The sequence below is a fragment of the Corynebacterium sp. MSK071 genome, from assembly GCF_030232125.1.
Taxonomy (GTDB): domain Bacteria; phylum Actinomycetota; class Actinomycetes; order Mycobacteriales; family Mycobacteriaceae; genus Corynebacterium; species Corynebacterium kefirresidentii.
Genome location: NZ_JASPJA010000008.1, coordinates 75817 through 93099, shown reverse-complemented (window position 1 = coordinate 93099; position 17283 = coordinate 75817). Strand labels below are relative to the sequence as shown.

17 protein-coding genes are annotated in these 17283 nt (G+C 58.5%); 10 read left to right on the top strand and 7 right to left on the bottom strand.

What is annotated here, in order from left to right:
* Nucleotides 1-42: 42 nt before the first annotated feature.
* The gene (locus QP990_RS08230) at nucleotides 43-1026 is read right to left on the bottom strand and encodes a nitronate monooxygenase (protein ID WP_259824442.1); all 984 of its coding nucleotides are present in this window, start codon (nucleotides 1024-1026) and stop codon (nucleotides 43-45) included.
* Between the two features lie 35 nt (nucleotides 1027-1061).
* Here QP990_RS08230 and pth point away from each other — a divergent pair, with 35 nt between their 5' ends.
* On the top strand, nucleotides 1062-1709 hold the full coding sequence (gene pth, locus QP990_RS08225) for an aminoacyl-tRNA hydrolase (RefSeq protein WP_239207999.1): 648 nt from the start codon (nucleotides 1062-1064) through the stop codon (nucleotides 1707-1709).
* A 9-nt stretch (nucleotides 1710-1718) separates the two neighbouring features.
* Here the strand turns inward: pth and QP990_RS08220 are convergent, their stop codons facing one another.
* Entirely contained in the window at nucleotides 1719-2411 is a 693-nt protein-coding gene (locus QP990_RS08220) for a TrkA family potassium uptake protein (RefSeq protein WP_023021931.1), read from the bottom strand.
* Nucleotides 2404-3756 carry a TrkH family potassium uptake protein gene (locus QP990_RS08215; RefSeq protein ID WP_023021932.1) on the bottom strand — a complete coding sequence of 451 codons (1353 nt, stop codon included), beginning with the start codon at nucleotides 3754-3756 and terminating at the stop codon, nucleotides 2404-2406. The genes QP990_RS08220 and QP990_RS08215 overlap by 8 nt, the downstream gene beginning before the upstream one ends.
* A gap of 80 nt (nucleotides 3757-3836) precedes the next feature.
* Here QP990_RS08215 and QP990_RS08210 point away from each other — a divergent pair, with 80 nt between their 5' ends.
* Nucleotides 3837-4673 carry an SDR family NAD(P)-dependent oxidoreductase gene (locus tag QP990_RS08210; RefSeq protein ID WP_284799013.1) on the top strand — a complete coding sequence of 279 codons (837 nt, stop codon included), beginning with the start codon at nucleotides 3837-3839 and terminating at the stop codon, nucleotides 4671-4673.
* A gap of 24 nt (nucleotides 4674-4697) precedes the next feature.
* On the top strand, nucleotides 4698-6332 hold the full coding sequence (locus QP990_RS08205; RefSeq protein ID WP_239207997.1) for a peptide chain release factor 3: 1635 nt from the start codon (nucleotides 4698-4700) through the stop codon (nucleotides 6330-6332).
* A gap of 82 nt (nucleotides 6333-6414) precedes the next feature.
* On the opposite strand, the gene QP990_RS08200 is transcribed toward QP990_RS08205, so the two are convergent.
* Nucleotides 6415-7980 carry a TrkA C-terminal domain-containing protein gene (locus QP990_RS08200; RefSeq protein ID WP_284799011.1) on the bottom strand — a complete coding sequence of 522 codons (1566 nt, stop codon included), beginning with the start codon at nucleotides 7978-7980 and terminating at the stop codon, nucleotides 6415-6417.
* A 152-nt stretch (nucleotides 7981-8132) separates the two neighbouring features.
* Entirely contained in the window at nucleotides 8133-9002 is an 870-nt protein-coding gene (locus QP990_RS08195; RefSeq protein WP_259824449.1) for a patatin family protein, read from the bottom strand.
* A 25-nt stretch (nucleotides 9003-9027) separates the two neighbouring features.
* Here QP990_RS08195 and QP990_RS08190 point away from each other — a divergent pair, with 25 nt between their 5' ends.
* From QP990_RS08190 to QP990_RS08180, 3 genes are read left to right on the top strand one after another with little or no spacing between them, the layout of a single operon-like run.
* On the top strand, nucleotides 9028-9369 hold the full coding sequence (locus QP990_RS08190; protein WP_234288113.1) for a hypothetical protein: 342 nt from the start codon (nucleotides 9028-9030) through the stop codon (nucleotides 9367-9369).
* Nucleotides 9370-9380: 11 nt separating this feature from the next.
* Complete coding sequence (locus tag QP990_RS08185; RefSeq protein WP_200287902.1) at nucleotides 9381-9758, top strand: hypothetical protein; 378 nt, start codon at nucleotides 9381-9383, stop codon at nucleotides 9756-9758.
* A 20-nt stretch (nucleotides 9759-9778) separates the two neighbouring features.
* Complete coding sequence (locus tag QP990_RS08180; protein WP_200287904.1) at nucleotides 9779-10318, top strand: gamma carbonic anhydrase family protein; 540 nt, start codon at nucleotides 9779-9781, stop codon at nucleotides 10316-10318.
* On the opposite strand, the gene QP990_RS08175 is transcribed toward QP990_RS08180, so the two are convergent.
* Entirely contained in the window at nucleotides 10315-10968 is a 654-nt protein-coding gene (locus QP990_RS08175; RefSeq protein ID WP_200287906.1) for a hypothetical protein, read from the bottom strand. The two genes, QP990_RS08180 and QP990_RS08175, sit on opposite strands and share 4 nt — an antisense overlap.
* 231 nt (nucleotides 10969-11199) lie before the next feature.
* Between QP990_RS08175 and QP990_RS08170 the strand changes: the two genes are divergently transcribed.
* The 3 genes from QP990_RS08170 to QP990_RS08160 are packed head-to-tail and all read left to right on the top strand — an operon-like array spanning nucleotide 11200 to nucleotide 15388.
* Nucleotides 11200-13578 (top strand): MMPL family transporter, encoded by a 2379-nt coding sequence (locus tag QP990_RS08170; RefSeq protein WP_284799002.1) that lies wholly within the window; start codon nucleotides 11200-11202, stop codon nucleotides 13576-13578.
* Nucleotides 13571-14170: a TetR/AcrR family transcriptional regulator gene (locus tag QP990_RS08165; RefSeq protein ID WP_284798999.1), complete on the top strand. Its 600-nt coding sequence runs from the start codon at nucleotides 13571-13573 to the stop codon at nucleotides 14168-14170. Before QP990_RS08170 ends, QP990_RS08165 begins: the two co-directional genes overlap by 8 nt.
* A gap of 42 nt (nucleotides 14171-14212) precedes the next feature.
* Nucleotides 14213-15388 (top strand): DUF6882 domain-containing protein, encoded by a 1176-nt coding sequence (locus QP990_RS08160; protein ID WP_239207992.1) that lies wholly within the window; start codon nucleotides 14213-14215, stop codon nucleotides 15386-15388.
* Here the strand turns inward: QP990_RS08160 and QP990_RS08155 are convergent.
* A complete protein-coding gene (locus QP990_RS08155; protein WP_284798996.1) occupies nucleotides 15365-16408 on the bottom strand; it encodes a 3-hydroxyisobutyryl-CoA hydrolase in 1044 nt (347 codons plus the stop codon). The two genes, QP990_RS08160 and QP990_RS08155, sit on opposite strands and share 24 nt — an antisense overlap.
* A gap of 68 nt (nucleotides 16409-16476) precedes the next feature.
* On the opposite strand from QP990_RS08155, the gene QP990_RS08150 reads away from it, so the two are divergent.
* Nucleotides 16477-17274, top strand: coding sequence for a Cof-type HAD-IIB family hydrolase (locus QP990_RS08150; protein ID WP_023021945.1), 798 nt, complete (start codon nucleotides 16477-16479; stop codon nucleotides 17272-17274).
* The last annotated feature ends 9 nt before the right edge of the window (nucleotides 17275-17283 follow it).

The window sequence follows — 17283 nt, the reverse complement described above, 5'->3', positions numbered from 1 at the left end:
CGGGGGTGGCATTAAATCTTCAAACCTAAATATTAGCGCCTACTAGTGTGGGTTTTGGCATAGTCGGTTAAGGATGTCGGCCGCAGTACCCCCGTTTATTTTGCCTACCTCTGTACCTACGAGGCAGTAGGATACGGCATCATCGTGCTGCGCACGGCGTTTCTTTAGGACCGGATTCAAAAGTGGGTAGACCGGGGGCAAGTCAGGGTGTCTCCGGGTGTACTCGGTCTCCAAACCGCGGGCGAAGCGGCCTGAGAATGCACGGGTGGACACGGTTTTCCCACCACGGCGAAGAAGCTGCCGGTTATAGTCGCTCGTGCCAGCCTCGGCAGCGAGCAAAAAGGCGGACCCGCAAGAGCAGGCGGCAACTCCGCTCCAGGACATAGCGTTGGCTACATCAGCCGCGGTGCGCAGGCCACCGGCTGCGATAAGGGGAAGTTCTGGAGAAGCGGCGCGCACATCGGCTACTAGCTCTTCTAGGCCCCGGGAATCCGGGGTTGCGGAAAGCTCCCATGTTCCACGGTGTCCACCAGCCGCCGGACCTTGGACGCAGAGCACGTCGACGCCGCCACGTGCGGCCGCAATTGCCTCCGTAGGGGTGGTAACGGTGGTCCACGCCTCTGCGCCCGCAGCGTGGATTCGCTCTATCTGTTCGGGTGTGAAGGTTCCAAACATGGACCACACCACCCGGGCGCCGCCGCGCAGGGCTAGCTCCAGCTTTTCTTCATAGCCAAAGGAATAGTCGGGCTCGGGTAGCGGCTGGTTTTCTGCTTGAGCCAGCTCGCGTGCGGCTGCCAAGTACGGCTCGGTAAGTGGTTCCTGTGGGCAAAAGAGATTCACCCCGAACGGAATTCCGGCGCACTGTTCTATCTGTGTGCGAGCAGAGTCGATGCTGGCAGAGCCCAAACCTAGGGTGCCGAAAGACCCAGCCGCATAAGCTGCGTGCACCAGTTCCGGGGTGGTGGGGCCACCGGCCATTGGCGCGGGAATTACGCTACGGGAAAGGGAGCTAATAACCTGACTCATACCACCCCACCCTACCGAGAGAGGAAGCTAGCGCAGTGGCAGCTTTAGGAGATTTTTTCGCGCGGATCTTTGGCTCGAAGGATAAGCCGCAACTAGGACTCACACCGTCCGAGCTTGAGGCAGACTGGCTTATCGTGGGCTTGGGCAACCCCGGCGCGAAGTATGCCGCTACCCGCCACAATGTGGGCTATATGGCCATCGACGATCTACTGGCTGCAGGCGGAGATGTCCTCGAACCGGTGCGCGGGCTAGATCTGCAGGTAGCTTCACTTAATTGGGAGGGCCACAAAGTACTTGCCGTGCGTTCGGGCACCTTTATGAACCTGTCGGGGGATCCTGTGGCACCGCTAGCGCAGCAATTAGGAATCGCTCCAGACCATGTGATTGTCCTCCACGATGAGCTCGATCTGCCGGCCAATAAGGTCCGGCTCAAGCAGGGTGGCAATGAAAACGGGCACAACGGGCTAAAGTCCCTCACCGAGCGCTTAGGCACGCGCGACTACTTGCGTGTACGAATTGGCATTGCACGGCCGCCCAAGGGCTCGTCGATTCCAGACTATGTATTAGGCCCGGTGGATACCGGCGCGGACTTTGACGACGCCATTGCCACTGCAGCTAAGGCGGCTCGGCTCATCGTGACCGAAGGGCTAAGCAAAGCCCAAAACCAGATCCACTCGCGTTAACCACTCGCGCTAGCACTGGGAGAATTTCTCTAGGGCCTGCGGGCTGCCGGCGGCGACGATGAAATCGGTGGGGGCAAGTTCGGTGGCGTCGGCAAGCGGGGCCCACTGCCCTTCCGCACAACGCACCGAAACCAATTGCACGCGGTGGGTGCGCCAGATGGCGGAAAGGTCGAGCGGTCGGCCCACCAATGAGCTAGGAACGGCCATTTGGGTCACGCCATAGTCGGTGGCAATCTCCGCAAAATCCCGGAAACGCCCGCCCAAAAGGTAGGCCACGCGGCGGCCCGTATCTCGCTCTGGCCGGATGACGTGGTGGGTGCCAATCTGGCTCAAAATGCGCGCATGCGCCTCTGAATCTGCCTTGGCCCAGATATCTTTCACCCCCAGCTCCACCAGGTTAGATGCGGTAAGAATGGAGTCTTCTAGGTGGGAGCCGATAGCAACGATGACGCGCTCGACTTCCTCCACGCCCAGCTGACGTAAGGCTTCCGGGTCAGTAGTATCTGCTGCAATGGTCTCAGTGAGGTAAGGCGCTTCCTCGCGCACGCGCTTTTCGCTGGAGTCGATGCCAAGGACCTCAACGCCATTGGCCATCAACTCATGGGCTAGCGAGGAGCCAAAGCGTCCCAAGCCGATGACGACGACGGGTGGAATATCGATGCCGGCGCGGGTGCGGCCCAGCGCCTTGAGAATATTAGCCAAGGAACGGCCTTTCTTCGGGATAGCTAAAACGCCGACTTACGGTTTTTGCCGCCAGCGCCGCTACCAAGGTGGTTGGGCCAACACGGCCCAGGTACATGATGAGGCACAGCACTATCTGCGAGGGTGCAGATAGGCTGGCGGTAATTCCGGTGGACAAACCCACCGTAGCGAATGCGGAGAGTACTTCGAAAGAGACTTGGTCACCACTGAATTCCGGATCAAAAAAGCGCAGGGCCGCCACGCCGAGTGTGACCACCATGACTCCGGCAAAGCTCAAAGCCAGGGCCTGGCGGGTTACCGAGCGCGGAAGGCTGCGGTGCCCGATGGTCGTGGTTTCGCGCCCAGTGAACTCAGCCGCCATCGCCGCCAAGAGCACGCACGCGGTGGTGACCTTGATGCCGCCGGCGGTACCGGCAGACCCGCCGCCGATGAACATCAAAATATCGGTGCCCATCAGGGTAATGGGGTGAGCCTGCCCGTAATCGATGGCATTAAAGCCGGCCGTGCGCGGAGATGCACTGGCAAAGAAAGAGTTGAGCAATTTTTCTCCCAGCGACATGGACGACAACAGTCCGGTCCATTCCATGCAGGCGAAAAAGACCGCACCCGCTACCAAGAGCACGGTCGTAGCAACCAGAGTCATGCGCGCGGTAATGGAGATGCGGTGGACCACGTAACGGTTGCGGCGCACGAGGCGCACCAGCTCCGCCCATACCGGAAATCCCAAGCCGCCACCGATCAGTGCGGCGGCTAAGGGCAGCAGAATCCAGGCATCTGCAACAAAGGGCACTAGGTTATCGCTGTTGGTGCTAAATCCCGCGTTATTGAATGCAGAAATGGCGTGAAAGATGCCTTCCCATACCGCGCGCGGAAAGGAATGACCATAGCCAATCATCAACCGCGCAGCCACGATGAGAGCGATGATGATCTCTGCCACGGCGGTAAAGGCAAAGGTAAAAATCAGCGTCTTGCGAATTCCGCCAGGAGCAATGGGGCGCCCCTCATAGGCGCCCGTTTTGCGTGCTTTGAAGCTAATCCGGCCGGTAAAAAGCAGGCCGGATAGCGAGGCCAGGGACATGATGCCCAAGCCACCCAGTTGGATGAGTGCCAAGATGATCACTTGGCCGGCCGGGCTCCAAAAACTACCGGTATCCACCACGATAAGTCCGGTTAGCGATACCGCAGACGTAGCGGTAAAAAGCGCAGACAGAAAAGAAGCGCGGGCGGTGCCGGCCTCGGCGAACGGTAGCATGAGCAAAACCGTTCCCAGCAAAATGAGCAAAAGAAAGCCGGCGGCGGTTAAGCGCGCCGGTCCCCACTGCCGTATGGAAAGCAGATGTTTCACGAGCGGAAGTATAGACCTGCTTGGGGTGCAAGGAAACTGCTAGCAGGCACCACCCCCGCCGCGAAGTTAAGATTGGGGCTATGACTTCGCCACATAGCACTGCCAAGACGATTGTGATTACGGGCGCATCGGGCGGGCTGGGCGCCGCGGCCGCACGCCAGTTGCACCGCACCCGCCCGCAAGACAACCTGGTTATTATTGGCCGCAACCCGGAAAAGACTCGCGCGGTGGCACAGGAAGTGGGCGGCCAGTACTTCCTTGCCGATTTCGAGTCTTTGGGGCAGGTGCGCCGCCTGGCTGGAGAGTTGAGCGAGCTGGAGCATATCCATGCGCTAGGCAATAATGCTGGCGGCATTTTCGATGGCCCCTCCACCACTGCTGATGGATTTGAGCGCACCTGGCAGGTCAACGTGGTTGCGCCTTTCCTGTTGACCTCTTTGCTGCGCGAGAAGCTGCGCGCAGATTCTGCCAACGTGGTCCAGACCGCTTCGCTGGCCAATTTTCTCATGTCCTACTTTGAGCCAAACTATCCCGATACTGTGGAGCGCTTTAGCCCCGAGCGTGCTTATGGCAACGCGAAGTTGGGGGATATCCTGCTTACCCGCTATTTCGATGCCCACGGGCTTAATGCAGTCTCTTTCCACCCGGGCGTGCTGGCCACGGACTTCTCCAAGTCCTCGACTGGCATGATGTCCAAAATATATTCCGGACTGATCGGCAAAACCTTTGGCAAGCCTGCCGAAGGCGGCGATAACCTCGCTTACTACCTGACCGGCACGGAAGGCATCCACTTCGAATCCGGCGAATACTACAACGACAAGCGCAAACCCGGCCTGCAGCGTCCCATTGCGAAGAAGCTATCGGTAGCCCGCCGCGTCTTTGATGATTTGGGGCGCCGCCTCAATGTGGAGCGGTAGCGCAAACCCACTAGACTATGCCGCATGAGTTCTGTCGTTTCTGAGGCCTCGCGCCGCCGCACGTTTGCCGTCATCGCCCACCCGGATGCTGGTAAGTCCACGCTGACGGAGGCGCTGGCGCTACACGCACACGTTATTAACGAGGCCGGCGCGGTCCACGGCAAGGGCAACCGCAAGTCCACCGTGTCTGACTGGATGGACATGGAGAAGGACCGCGGTATTTCCGTGGCTTCCTCAGCGCTGCAGTTCGAGTATGCGCCCGAGGGACACGAGGGCGAGCCCTACATGATCAACCTGGTTGATACCCCAGGCCACGCGGACTTTTCGGAAGACACCTACCGCGTGCTCACCGCGGTAGATGCGGCAGTCATGCTTATCGACGCCGCCAAGGGCCTCGAGCCCCAGACCCTCAAGCTCTTCCGCGTCTGCAAGGCCCGCGGCTTGCCCATCGTCACCGTGATCAATAAGTGGGACCGTGTAGGCCGCGAGCCCTTGGAGCTCGTCGATGAGATCGTCAACGAAATCCAGCTGCAGCCCACTCCGCTGTACTGGCCGGTGGGCATAGCCGGTGATTTCCGCGGTCTGGCGCATATCAATGACGACGGCGAGGCCGATGAGTATATCCATTTTATCCGCACCGCTGGCGGTTCCACCATTGCTCCAGAAGAGCACTTCGATCCGGATGCCGCCGGTGAGAAGGAAGCAGATGTATGGGAAACCGCGGTCGAAGAGGCCGAGCTCCTCGCCGCCGATGGTGCCCTGCATGATCAGGAGCTTTTTGAGCAATGCGTGACTTCCCCACTCATTTTTGCCTCTGCGATGCTGAACTTTGGTGTGCACCAAATCCTGGATACGCTGTGTGCCATTGCCCCGGCCCCGCACTCGCGCGAATCTGATCCTAAAGCGGTTGAGGCTGCCACCAGTGCTATCGATGAGGTCCGCGAAGTAAGCGATGATTTCTCCGGCGTCGTCTTTAAGGTTCAGGCAGGCATGGACCAAAAGCACCGCGATAATTTGGCCTTCATGCGCGTGGTCTCCGGCGAGTTTGAGCGCGGCATGCAGGTGCACCACGCCCAGTCTGGCCGCAGCTTTTCCACCAAGTATGCCCTGACCGTCTTCGGCCGCACACGCGATACCGTGGACACCGCCTATCCCGGCGATATCGTGGGTCTGGTCAACGCCGGCTCACTCGCCCCTGGTGACACCATCTATTCCGGCAAAAAGGTCCAGTTCAAGCCGATGCCACAATTCGCCCCGGAGGCTTTCCAGATTCTGCGCGCGAAGTCGCTGGGCAAGTACAAGGCCTTCCGCAAGGGCCTGGATCAGCTAGCAGCCGAGGGCGTGGTTCAGATTCTCAAGAACGAAGCCCGTGGCGATGCCTCGCCGGTCATGGCGGCGGTCGGCCCCATGCAGTTCGAGGTTATGCAGGCCCGCATGGAGTTCGAATACAACGTGGAAACCGTCACCGAGCCTATCCCCTATTCCGTAGCTCGCCGCACCGATGCCGAATCCGCCCCAGAGCTTGGCCGTCAGCGTGGCGTGGAAATTTTCACCCGCCAAGACGGCGAGCTCATCGCGCTCTTTGGTGACAAGTGGAAGCTCGCCTTCATTGAGAAAGAACACCCAGAGCTGACCATGGAAACGCTGGTGGCGGATTAAAGCAGCACTGCTTTCTTTTCTCTACAAGACAAGCAAAAGGCCGCTTCCCATTCTTGGGAAGCGGCCTTGTTCGGTTGCCCGGTTAAAGCATCAACATCACTGGGACAACGGCGATTTTGACCACCTGTGCCACCACAATCGTGGCGGCGTAGCCGATCATAATACGTGAGTCGGAGCTAAGCCCCGTGGCGTAATTGACTACGGCTGGCTGGGCAAAAATGCCGGAGAGTCCGCCGACGGTGCGAGTTTCAGATTGCCCCATGAAGCGATTCGCCACGGCGAAAAACACAGCAGCCACCGAGGTAACAATGGCAGCAAGGATCATGCACTTCAGCCCCATCCAGGAGAATGCGGTGGACAGGAATGCCTCACCAGAAGATAGGCCCACGGATGCCAAGAAGATGACGAGGCCCCACTGCTGGAAGGCGGTATTAATGGAGGCCGGAACCTGCCACGGGATGCGGCGGGTGCGGTGCAGCGCGCCGAGGATCAGGCCGGTAATCAGCGGTCCGAGTGCAAAGCCCAGTTCGAAGGAAGCGCCTCCCGGCATCGGTATTACGACCTGGCCGAGCAGGTAGCCCAAGAAAAGACCGCCGCCTAGTGCCACCCAGTTCAACTCGGAGTAGGACTTAACGGAGTCACCGAAGTAATCCCGGATATCGCCCAAACGGTCAAACTTCACGATGAGCTCCAGCGTATCGCCAGAGGCCAAGTGGGTTTCATTATTGGCTAGGAACTCCTCGTCGCCACGCTGTACGCGCACGATGCGGCCGCCATAGCGAGAAAACAGGTTCAACTCCTCTACGGTGCGACCGGCAATATCCTGGTTAGATACCGCCACGGTTTCGATGACCAGGCGCTTATCCACGAACGGAGTCTGCGGCTGGCGCTTGCCCAGCATTTGGGTGAGCTCACGGGCCTTAGCCTTGGTGACCATCACGCGCAGGATATCGCCCTTGTGCAATTCGGGGCGATCGCCGGCAACCCGGACCTTATTACCGCGGCGAATGGTAGCGATAACAAAGTGATCCTTGAACTGTTCTTCCAAATCATCGTAGTTCACGTCTTTGGTAACGCGAATGGTGCGGGAACGGAAGATCTTGGAGGCAGAATTGTCCTTATCGTGCTTGGCGGGCCAATTCTGCTTGAGCAGGAATGCCACGACCAAAATGGCCACCGCCACGCCCACGGGATAGCCCAGCGAGTAGCCCACGGCGGGTAGCTCTTCACCGGTTTGTTGCTGGGCAACTGCCAGCGACGGCGTCGAGGTCGTGGCGCCGGCGAATACGCCAACGGAAGCTAGGGTGTCCAGCCCCAGCATGCCCCCAAAGACCATGGCTGCACCTGCAGCCACAATAATCGCAATTGTAGCAGTGAGCATGTGCTTCATCTGCTTGGAAAAGCCCTTGAAGAAGCGCTCACCAGCGGAGAGCCCCTGCATATAAATAAAGAGTCCCAAGCCCAGCTCTTGCAGGGAGCTTAGGATGTCTTTGTCCAGGTCAATAAACGAGCCGAGGGCCAAACCCACAAAAAGCGTGCCGGCCGCGCCAAAGCGCAGCGGCCCGAAAGGAATCATGCCAAATAACGTGCCGAGCAGCACTATGAAAAAGATGCTCAGCCATATATTTCCATCAAAAATTGCTAACACGCTGGAATAGTTTAGGCATTTTCCAGCAAAGTGCCACGTGAAAGACACTTTCTTCAAAGCCTGCACTCGGCATCGCTACTGCTTAGACCAGTTTCACCGTCGACCGACCACCCCCAGCAGCGGTACATCTCACAGCAACTATCCAAAGTGAACTAGTCGAGGAGGAATTCCTTCCACCGCGGCCACTCCGTATAGGTCTGGGCTTTGCCCGCCTGATAATTCGCGCTCAGCTTGTGCACATTGCGCTCGGTAGAGACGACCTGCATGTCCTCCGGAAAAAATAGCTGGGCCTTGCCTTGGCGTTCCAATTCCACAAGGCGGTCCTTGGCGGCATTGTAGATAGCGGGGCGGGCTATCAGGGCGTCGGCAATAGCGGGGTACCTGCGGAAGATGCGGCGGATTAAGGCCGGGCGCGCCACCTCAGGACGTACATACCCACGCGGCTTAGTACCGATGAAAAGGAACTTCTCGTAGCCGGCCTCCTCCGCTTGCGCGATGGTAATGCCGCCGGAAGAGCCTAAAGCGCCGTCGACATAGGGAGCGCCGTCAATAAAACGCATCGGCATAATCAGCGGGAGCGTGGAAGAGGCTCGCACCCGCACAAAAAGATCCTCTGGGGTGTGGACATCCTCGCGAGTCCAATAAACGGACTCGCCGGTATCCGCCCGCGCTGCCGCCAGCACCATATCGGCCGGGTGCTCGCGGTAAGCCGTCCAATCAAAAGGCAGATCCTTATCCGCGGCGCGCTCGTAGATATATTCCGCATTAAAATAGCCCGTTCCACGCACCAGCGACCCCACACCGCCAAAACTAGGATTCTTGGCAAAGTCCGTAAACGACTCTTCCGCACGCCGAGCATCGCGCGATAAATAATTAACGGTGTGGGATGCCCCGGCTGAAACACCGCCTACCCAACCAAAGTCCACGCCTTCTTCGATGAGCTTAACCATGCAGGCGGCGGTATAGGAATTGCGCATGCCGCCGCCTTCGATAACGAGTGCGGTGTTCTTAGCGTCAATCATGATGCCCCATACTACGCTGGACCCAATGAAGCGCATTTTCCGGCAATTACTCGCGGACGAGGAAGGCACCTTCGATATCGAAACCGGCCAGCAACCCCGCACCGGGTTTGCCTACGCCCCTACCGCAACGGCGCTACTGAAAGCAGATGAGCCCACTCCGGACGCGATACGCACAGCCCTCGCACGAGCCAGGCGAGAGGGCGCACGCTATTTCAGTACCTGGCGCCACCCAGGCGGCCCTTTAGTATTTTTTGCTACGTCGGTTACCCAAGACGAATCTCTCGCTCGCGAGCACGTTGCCGCCACGGGACAACGCACCTACTTCGATCTAGAGCGCGGCCACACCGTTACCGTGCGCGCTCACTAGGCTAGAGGCTTATGGGATTAAAAGATGCACTTGCTCGGCTCACCGGCACGCAGTCCCCGCGCTTAGCGCACCCCGATTCCACTGCCCCCACTGCCCAGGTGGAAAGGCTGGAAATCCACACCGCCGGCTCATTGATCATAGTGGTCACCAATCAGCCCGGCGCGGAGGTTCTGCGCGAGATAGCCCGCTCCCGCGAGTCGGCCACCCTGGTTTCTCCCACCGCAACGGTTCATTTCCCGGCTGCGAAGAAGGATGCCCTGCCCATCAAGGATCCCCGGCGCGGCTGGGTTATTCCGCTTACGCCCGCGCTTGCCGACGCCCTCTTAGACCACCTTCCCCGCCCCGGCGAATATGAGCTCTCCCCCGCCTTGGCTTTAGTAGTCGAATAACTTTTGAAAGGAATCCGCACATGCTCCTGTTGCCCTTTGCTGGAAAGAAGCCACGCATCCATCGCAGCGCGTGGATTGCCCCTAATGCCACCATCATTGGAGACGTTGAAATCGGCCCGGAATCCTCCGTGTTTTATGGCAGCGTGCTGCGCGGTGATGTTGGGGAAATTCGGATCGGTGCGCGGTGCAATATTCAGGACAACTGTGTCTTCCACGTGGAAGAAGATACCCCCTGCGTACTGGAAGATGATGTCACGGTGGGGCACATGGCAATGGTCCACGCCGCACACGTGGAGGTAGGTTCTTTAGTTGGGATGTCCTCCTCGCTACTTTCGCGCTGCACTATAGGTGCGGGCTCGCTTATCGCCGCCGGTGCCGTGGTACTGGAGGGCACAGAAATCCCGCCGCGCAGCCTCGCCGTCGGCGTGCCGGCCAAGGTCCGCCGCGAACTCAGCCCAGAGGAGTCGGAAGCTTTCATCCCACATGCGGCGCGCTACGTGGAGTGCGCCCAGCGCCAATCTAATGAGGCATTAAGCCTGGATGAAGTCCTCTTTGATTAGAGCGACAATACGCCCATGAGGATAAGAAAGATCGCCACGAGGTAACCACCAAAGAGCGCCACTTGGGTGCTATTGGCACGGGCAGCGGCAAAAAGCCTGCCCGCCGCCGAATCGGGATGTGCGCGCACCACAGCGATAAATAGGCCGCAGATGGTAGGCAAGGATAGAGCTAGGCTGGCATACCACACTAGGCCTCCATATTGTGCTGCTGGAGAGATATCTTCTGTGGCCAAGTGCATGAGCCCGTAATAAAAAGGCACCGAGGTCAGTGATTGCACCACACCCATCACAAAGCCGATGAGTGCCGTAATCAGCGACGGCGTGCGGAGCGGCTCTAGTAGCCGGTTGACCAAGGCGTTGGGTTTCCCTTTGGAGCGCCACGAGCCGATAGCCACGGCGATGCCAACTGCGACCAGCACCCAGCCGGCAATGGGCGAGCTCAAAATGGCCTCAATTTGATCTTTTACCCCAAGCAGCAAAAACATGACCACGGCCGCTGCAACGAGCACCCCGACCCAATCTCCTACCACCACCAATGCGGCGATGCGCCGGTACTTACCGCGGGGCAAGATGATGCCGATGGCCACAAGGATGCCAATAAGCAAGGCATTAACGGAATCCAAAAGGGCGAAACTAACGGCATGGAGCATGCCGGATAGTCTACCGCTCCACGCCGAAATCTCCGACGCTGCAGAGATTGAATGTTTTATCTCTCGAGAGCGTCAATTTATGATGCACCACACGTACCTTTGCGTACACTCAGTAATTTTGCATAGACTGTGCAATGTTTCTTATGAAATGCAATCTTTGCTCGCGGATCGCATATCCGCGCTTATCCGCGCGCATAACATTGCCCGTTCACTCGACTAGAAAGCACGCATATGTCTAAATTTCTCTACCGACTAGGAAGTTGGTCATACCGCAAGGTATGGCCCTTCCTGGTCTTTTGGCTTATCGTCTTGGTGGCCATGGTGGGCCTAACCGCCGGCTTTGCCAAGTCGCCGAACCCCAACTTCTCCATGCCGGAGATGGATTCGACCACCACCCAAGACAAGATGATGGAGCGCTTTGGCCAAGACACCGACGCCATGAGCGCTCCCGAGGGCACAGTGGTTATCCAAGCACCGGAGGGCAAAGACCTCACCGATAAGCAGGTGGCCGGCGAGGTGGATAACCTCCTCGGTGACCTCAAGGACACCGGTGCGCTCAAGGACCAAGACAAGCTGGTCAGCCCGGTTATGGCCGCCGCTGGCATGGAAAAGCAAATGGGCGAAAAAATGAAGGCCCAGCACATGCCGGAGGAGCAGGTGAAGAAGAACCTGCAACAGCTCTCCCCTCTCAGCGAGGATAAAACTACCGATACCGTCACTATTACGTTCGACGCCGATGCTGTCATGGACATCCCGGAAGAGGATATGACTGCGGTAACGGATGTGTTGAAAAAGTACGACGAGGGCGAGCTCACGGTCAAGTACCAGGGCAATGCTTTTAACTCCGCTGGTCAAGAGATGGGTGGCAGCGCCGAAATTATCGGCCTTATCGTTGCCGCAATCGTGCTGCTGATTACCTTCGGTTCCTTCGTCGCCGCCGGCATGCCGCTTATTTCCGCCATCATCGGTGTGGGCATCGGCATCCTTGGCGTGCAGGTTTCCACCGTATTCACGGATACCATTTCCGATATGACCCCGACCTTGGCCTCCATGATCGGCTTGGCGGTCGGCATCGATTACGCACTATTTATTGTTAACCGTTTCCGCAATGAGCTCATTACCTCCTCTGGCCTCAATGATCTTTCGCCTAAGGAACTAGCCGCAGAGCTCAAGAAGATGGATAAGGCCACCCGTGCTCACGCCATGGGCATGGCGCTGGGTACCGCGGGCGGTTCCGTCGTCTTCGCCGGCACCACCGTGGTCATTGCCTTGGCCGCTCTGACCATCATCGGCATTCCGTTCCTGGGCACCATGGCGATCGCCGCGGCAGCAACGGTCATCATCGCAGTGCTCGTTGCCAATACCTTTATCCCTGCCCTGCTGGGACTTTTGGGCACCAAGATTTTTGCCGGCCGCGTCCCCGGCCCCAAGGTGCCGGACCCAGAGGACGAAAAGCCCACCATGGGTCTGCGTTGGGTGCGCCGTGTGCGCGCCCATCCGTGGCTGCATCTTATCGCCGGCGTCGTCTTGCTGGGCATCCTGGCTGTACCATTCGCCCAGCTGCGCTTGGCCATGCCCACCGATGGCACCGCGAAGCCGGGTACCCCGCAGCGCGAGGCCTATGAGATTACGGCAGATGCCTTTGGCCCAGGCCGCAATGCGCCAATGATCGCCTTCGTTGACGTAGCTAACGTGTCCGAACAGGATCGCATGCCGGCGTTCCAAAACCTGCTGCAGGAATTCAATAGCACTTCGGGTGTAGAAAACGCCCAGATCGTGCAGACCACTGACAACGGTGATGCTGCACAGATCATGATCACGCCAACCACTGGCGCCACCGATGAAGAAACCACCGAGACCCTCAACCACCTGCGCGATTACCAGGGTGAGTTTGAAAAGACCGGCGGCTCTTATGGCATCACCGGCATCACCCCCATCTTCGATGACATTTCTGAGCGCCTCAATAACGTGCTCATTCCTTATGTAGCCATCGTGCTGGGCTTGGCCTTCATCGTCTTGATGCTGGTCTTCCGCTCCATCTGGGTACCGCTTATCGCCGCAGCCGGCTTCGCTTTGTCGATGGCCGCGACCTTCGGCATCACCGTAGCCATTTGGCAGGAGGGTATGTTCGGCATCGTCGATGACCCGCAGCCGCTTCTTTCCTTCCTGCCCATCATGCTCATCGGCCTTACCTTCGGCCTGGCCATGGACTATCAGGTTTTCTTGGTCACCCGCATGCGCGAGGGATTTGTCAATGGCAAAACGGCTGGCAACGCTACCTCCAATGGCTTTAAGCACGGCGCCCGCGTGGTAACCGCTGCGGCCCTGATTATGATTTCGGTCTTCGCCGCCTTCATTTTGATGGACGAGCCGTTTATTAAGACCATGGGCTTTGCCCTGGCTGCTGGCGTGCTTATCGACGCCTTCGTGGTCCGCATGATGATCATCCCAGCCACCATGTTTGTGCTGGATAAGAAGGCATGGTGGTTCCCGCGTTGGTTGGATAAGATCACCCCAAACATGGATATTGAGGGAGAGGCTTTGCACTCAGAGCGCGAGGAGCTCTTGCGCACCCAACGAGAAAAGGTAGGCGAAACACACCGTGACTAGTCTGCGCGAAGAAAAGAAGCGAGCTACTCGTCAGGCCATGGCCGATGCGGCAGCGCGCCTCGTCCTCGAGGGTGGCGCTGAAGCTGCCACGGTTTCAGGCATAACTGCCGCCGTCGGGGTTTCCCCGCGCACCTTCCATAACTACTTCTCCTCGGTTTCTGATGCGCTGTTGTCCTTTGGCACCAATGTGCTTGCCGAGTTTTCTAAGGAAGTGCCCACCGTCTTTCCTAACTCATCCATTTCTGAATTCTTCGAACAGGTAACGCTCGATGCCACCGAAAATGAAGGAAAAGAGTTGCATTCCATCACCTCTCTTTTCACTATCGGCGAGGCTTTAGAAAACTTGAGCCATACCACCGAAGAGCGCCAACAATTCCAGGTCGTATCCGAGCAGGTTTTGGAAGCTTTCCACCAACGCGTTCCGGAGAAATCGCGCTTTGAGGTCGCGGTCATCCTCCAGGCCTGTGCGGGCGCCGCCGCGGTGAGCATGAAAGAAATCCACCGCCGCTCCCAGGCCGAAGAATCACTGAGTGCTCACGCCAAGCATGAGATAGTACGCACGGCCTTTGCTGCCGTGCGCGCCATCGACTAGCTAGCCTAATGGGCGCTTTAATCCGTATGCTCGGCAGTAGTTATGGATAAGAAAGCCCCTATATCAAGCACCGCGCATAACGCCCGCTTCATTCAGGCGGGCGTTAATGCCGCATTTCAAGACCGCATTGGGAAGGCGACCGACGTGGAATTTAATTTCCTCGGCCCCTCCACGGATGGTAAAGGCGATTTTGTCACCGATCAGCTAGTGGAGGCGAGGATAAGTTCCACGCAGCAGGTTTCTGATTTCCGTGGCGTGCGGCTAGCCGTCATTTCTGCCGACACCTGGCACTGGACCACCACGGCCACCGAGAATTGTGCTGATTTGCCACAGAGTATCTCGATGACGAGAGACCCTGAAAGCATGATTGCTTTAGCTTCCCTCATCGTGGGCAATATGCCGATACTTCGGGCCCAGCAGGGTGAGCACGTGGCTATCGTTGCGGTAGATTTTCACCCTCGCCTGGAGTTTCGCCAGGCCCTGCTGCACGGCCTGCGGCACAGCAGAGCGGACGAGGATGAAAAGGCCCCTACCCTCACCCTTGCTCGTTACTTGGACATGGACTCCACCGAGGAAGAGCCGTACGTGCATTTTTCCGATGGCACCACGGTGTGTTTCGAACCAGCCGACCACGGCGTGCACAAGATTTCCAGCATCACCCCGGGTTTTAGCGCCACCAGCATCCTCGAGGATGCCTTTTATCTCGGTGTGGAGAACCAACTCTATTTCCAGGGCCGTTTCCCCGCCGCCACAATTGACCTCGATGTAGACAAGGCCACCGCTACCGTGTCCTATCGCGGTGGGCAGTTTGCGGCGAAGGCGGTGCTTATAGCCACCATATCCGCTGAGGAATTCACCTGGGCTTGGGCCGATCCTTCGCTTAAGGACTCTGCGGCCGCCCGGTGGGCAGGCAGTTTGGCACGCTTTGGCATGAACGAGGTCGTCCCCGAGTTGGTTCGCCCACACCTTCCGCTCCAGCTGGCGCGCAGGCAACAACTGCCCCACCTGGCTTTGCCTATCCTTGGCATCTGGACGCTGGCTGGCACTACGCTTTCCGACGGCCGCGTGGGCCTCGTCCTCCTCGATGCGCCGGAGCTGCACTTGCCCAAGCCTACGCCCACCGCCACAGCGGCAACGTTAGAAGTTAGCCCTCCCGATTGGCTCGATGCAGATCGTGCCCGCGCCGCCTACGCGTCATTTCGCGGGGTGGACGTGTAGGGCGCTGCGGATGGCGTCCACGTCGACGTCGTCAAGCGCAGCTGGCTCAAACGCTGCATCGTTGGTTTTGTCTACCAAAACCGCACGCACTCCCTCGGCGAAGTCCGCCCGCCGATACATAAAGGCGCCCAGATTGGTTTCCATGTCCAGCGCCTCCCGCACGCTGCTGCACTCCTGCTCGGCGCGGAATAGCTCCATGGCTGCGACGATAGAGGTGGGGCAGGCCTGCGCAGTCAGCTCCCCTACCAGCTGCTTGAGCTCTGGGTGACTATCCAAGGCCGCGGTGATATCCTGCCAGGTCTCGTGGGAGAAGGCGTCTTCGATGGAATCAATAAGCTCAATCAAAGCGGGCTCACCCGCGGGTTCGGTGGCGTGCTGGGTTAGCGCTGCGGCCATGCCCTGCTCAATTACCGCGTGAGCAAAAGCCTCTGCGTCTGCCACGTAGTGAGTGGCCAACCCACTCCACAGGAGGTCTGCGGCGTACATGCGATACCCGGTAATACCCCAGAACTTCGCTAGCTCGGGCGAGGCCTTTCCGCGCGTTCCCACCGCGCGCTGGGCGGCATAGGCCATGCCTACGTCGGTGACGTAGCCGATATTCATCTCTGGCATAGAAGCAAAGATCTTATCCGTAACTACTCGATGGGATCCATGGGCGGAGATACCCAGGCCACCTCCCATAGCGATGCCATCGATGAGCGCGATAACTGGCTTGGGATACTCCGCGATATCGCCGTTTAAGGTGTATTCATCCGCAAAGAACGTGTCGACTTCGCCTAATTTTCCTTCCAGGACCCTTTCGCGGGCATAGCGGACGTCACCACCGGCGCAATATGCCTTTGGGCTGGCCGAGAGAAAAAGCACCTGCTCCACCTCATCGTTTTCACGCCACTGCGCTAGCGACGCCGCGATGAGTTCTACCATCTCCGGGGTGAGGGAATTGAGAGCCTTGGGACGGTTGAGTTCAATCACTCCGGTATGGTTACGGATTGAGGACACGATGGGTGAAGCGTTGGTCATACCCCCTAGAGTGACACACAGCTCACCCCCTTAGCCACCATTGATTGATTCACAGATAGGTTCGGATTTTGCTCCCACAGCTCATCGCCCTGGATATGGACGGCACCCTACTGGACGGCAACGGCCAACTTCCACCAGATTTTTCCGCGATCAGCACCCGCGCCCGCCAGCTCGGCGTCACCCTTGTCCCTGCCTCGGGCCGCCAGCTTGCCACCCTGCAAGAAATGTTTCCGCATGAAGATACCTTCATTGCAGAAAATGGCTCCGTCGTCGTGCACGATAATCGGGTCATTAGCGCTACTACCCTGCCCACCGCGGCAGTCCGCGCTGCCGTTGCCGCTCTCCGCACTGTCGACGCCGCGCATACCGTCGTGCTGTGTACCCCAGATACCGCTTTTGTCCACAAGGGCGCCGATGAGCAGGCCCGCGCAGAAATTTCCAAGTACTACAGGTCAGTGGAATGGGTAGATGACCTCGGTGCCCTTCTCGACGCGGACATCATCAAAATCGCGGCTTACTGCGCCGACGGCAGCGAAAAGCACCTCCACCAGCCTCTCCTCGCGGCCGTTCCGGAGCACAATATCGCCATTTCCGGCGCCGTCTGGCTCGACGTCATGGCCGCGGGCGTCAATAAAGGCGAAGCGCTACACACCATGGCCGAGCTCCTCGCGGTTCCCATGTCTCGCACCGCCGCCTTCGGCGATTTCCTGAATGACTACGAGCTCCTCCGCGAGGCCGGCACTGCTATCGCAATGGAAAATGCGCACCCAAAATTGAAAGAAATCGCCGATCTCATAGCCCCACCCAATACCGAATTTGGTGTCATGACAGTCCTGCGTCAGCTTTTTGACAGCGAAGAGTCCTAGAATCGAATT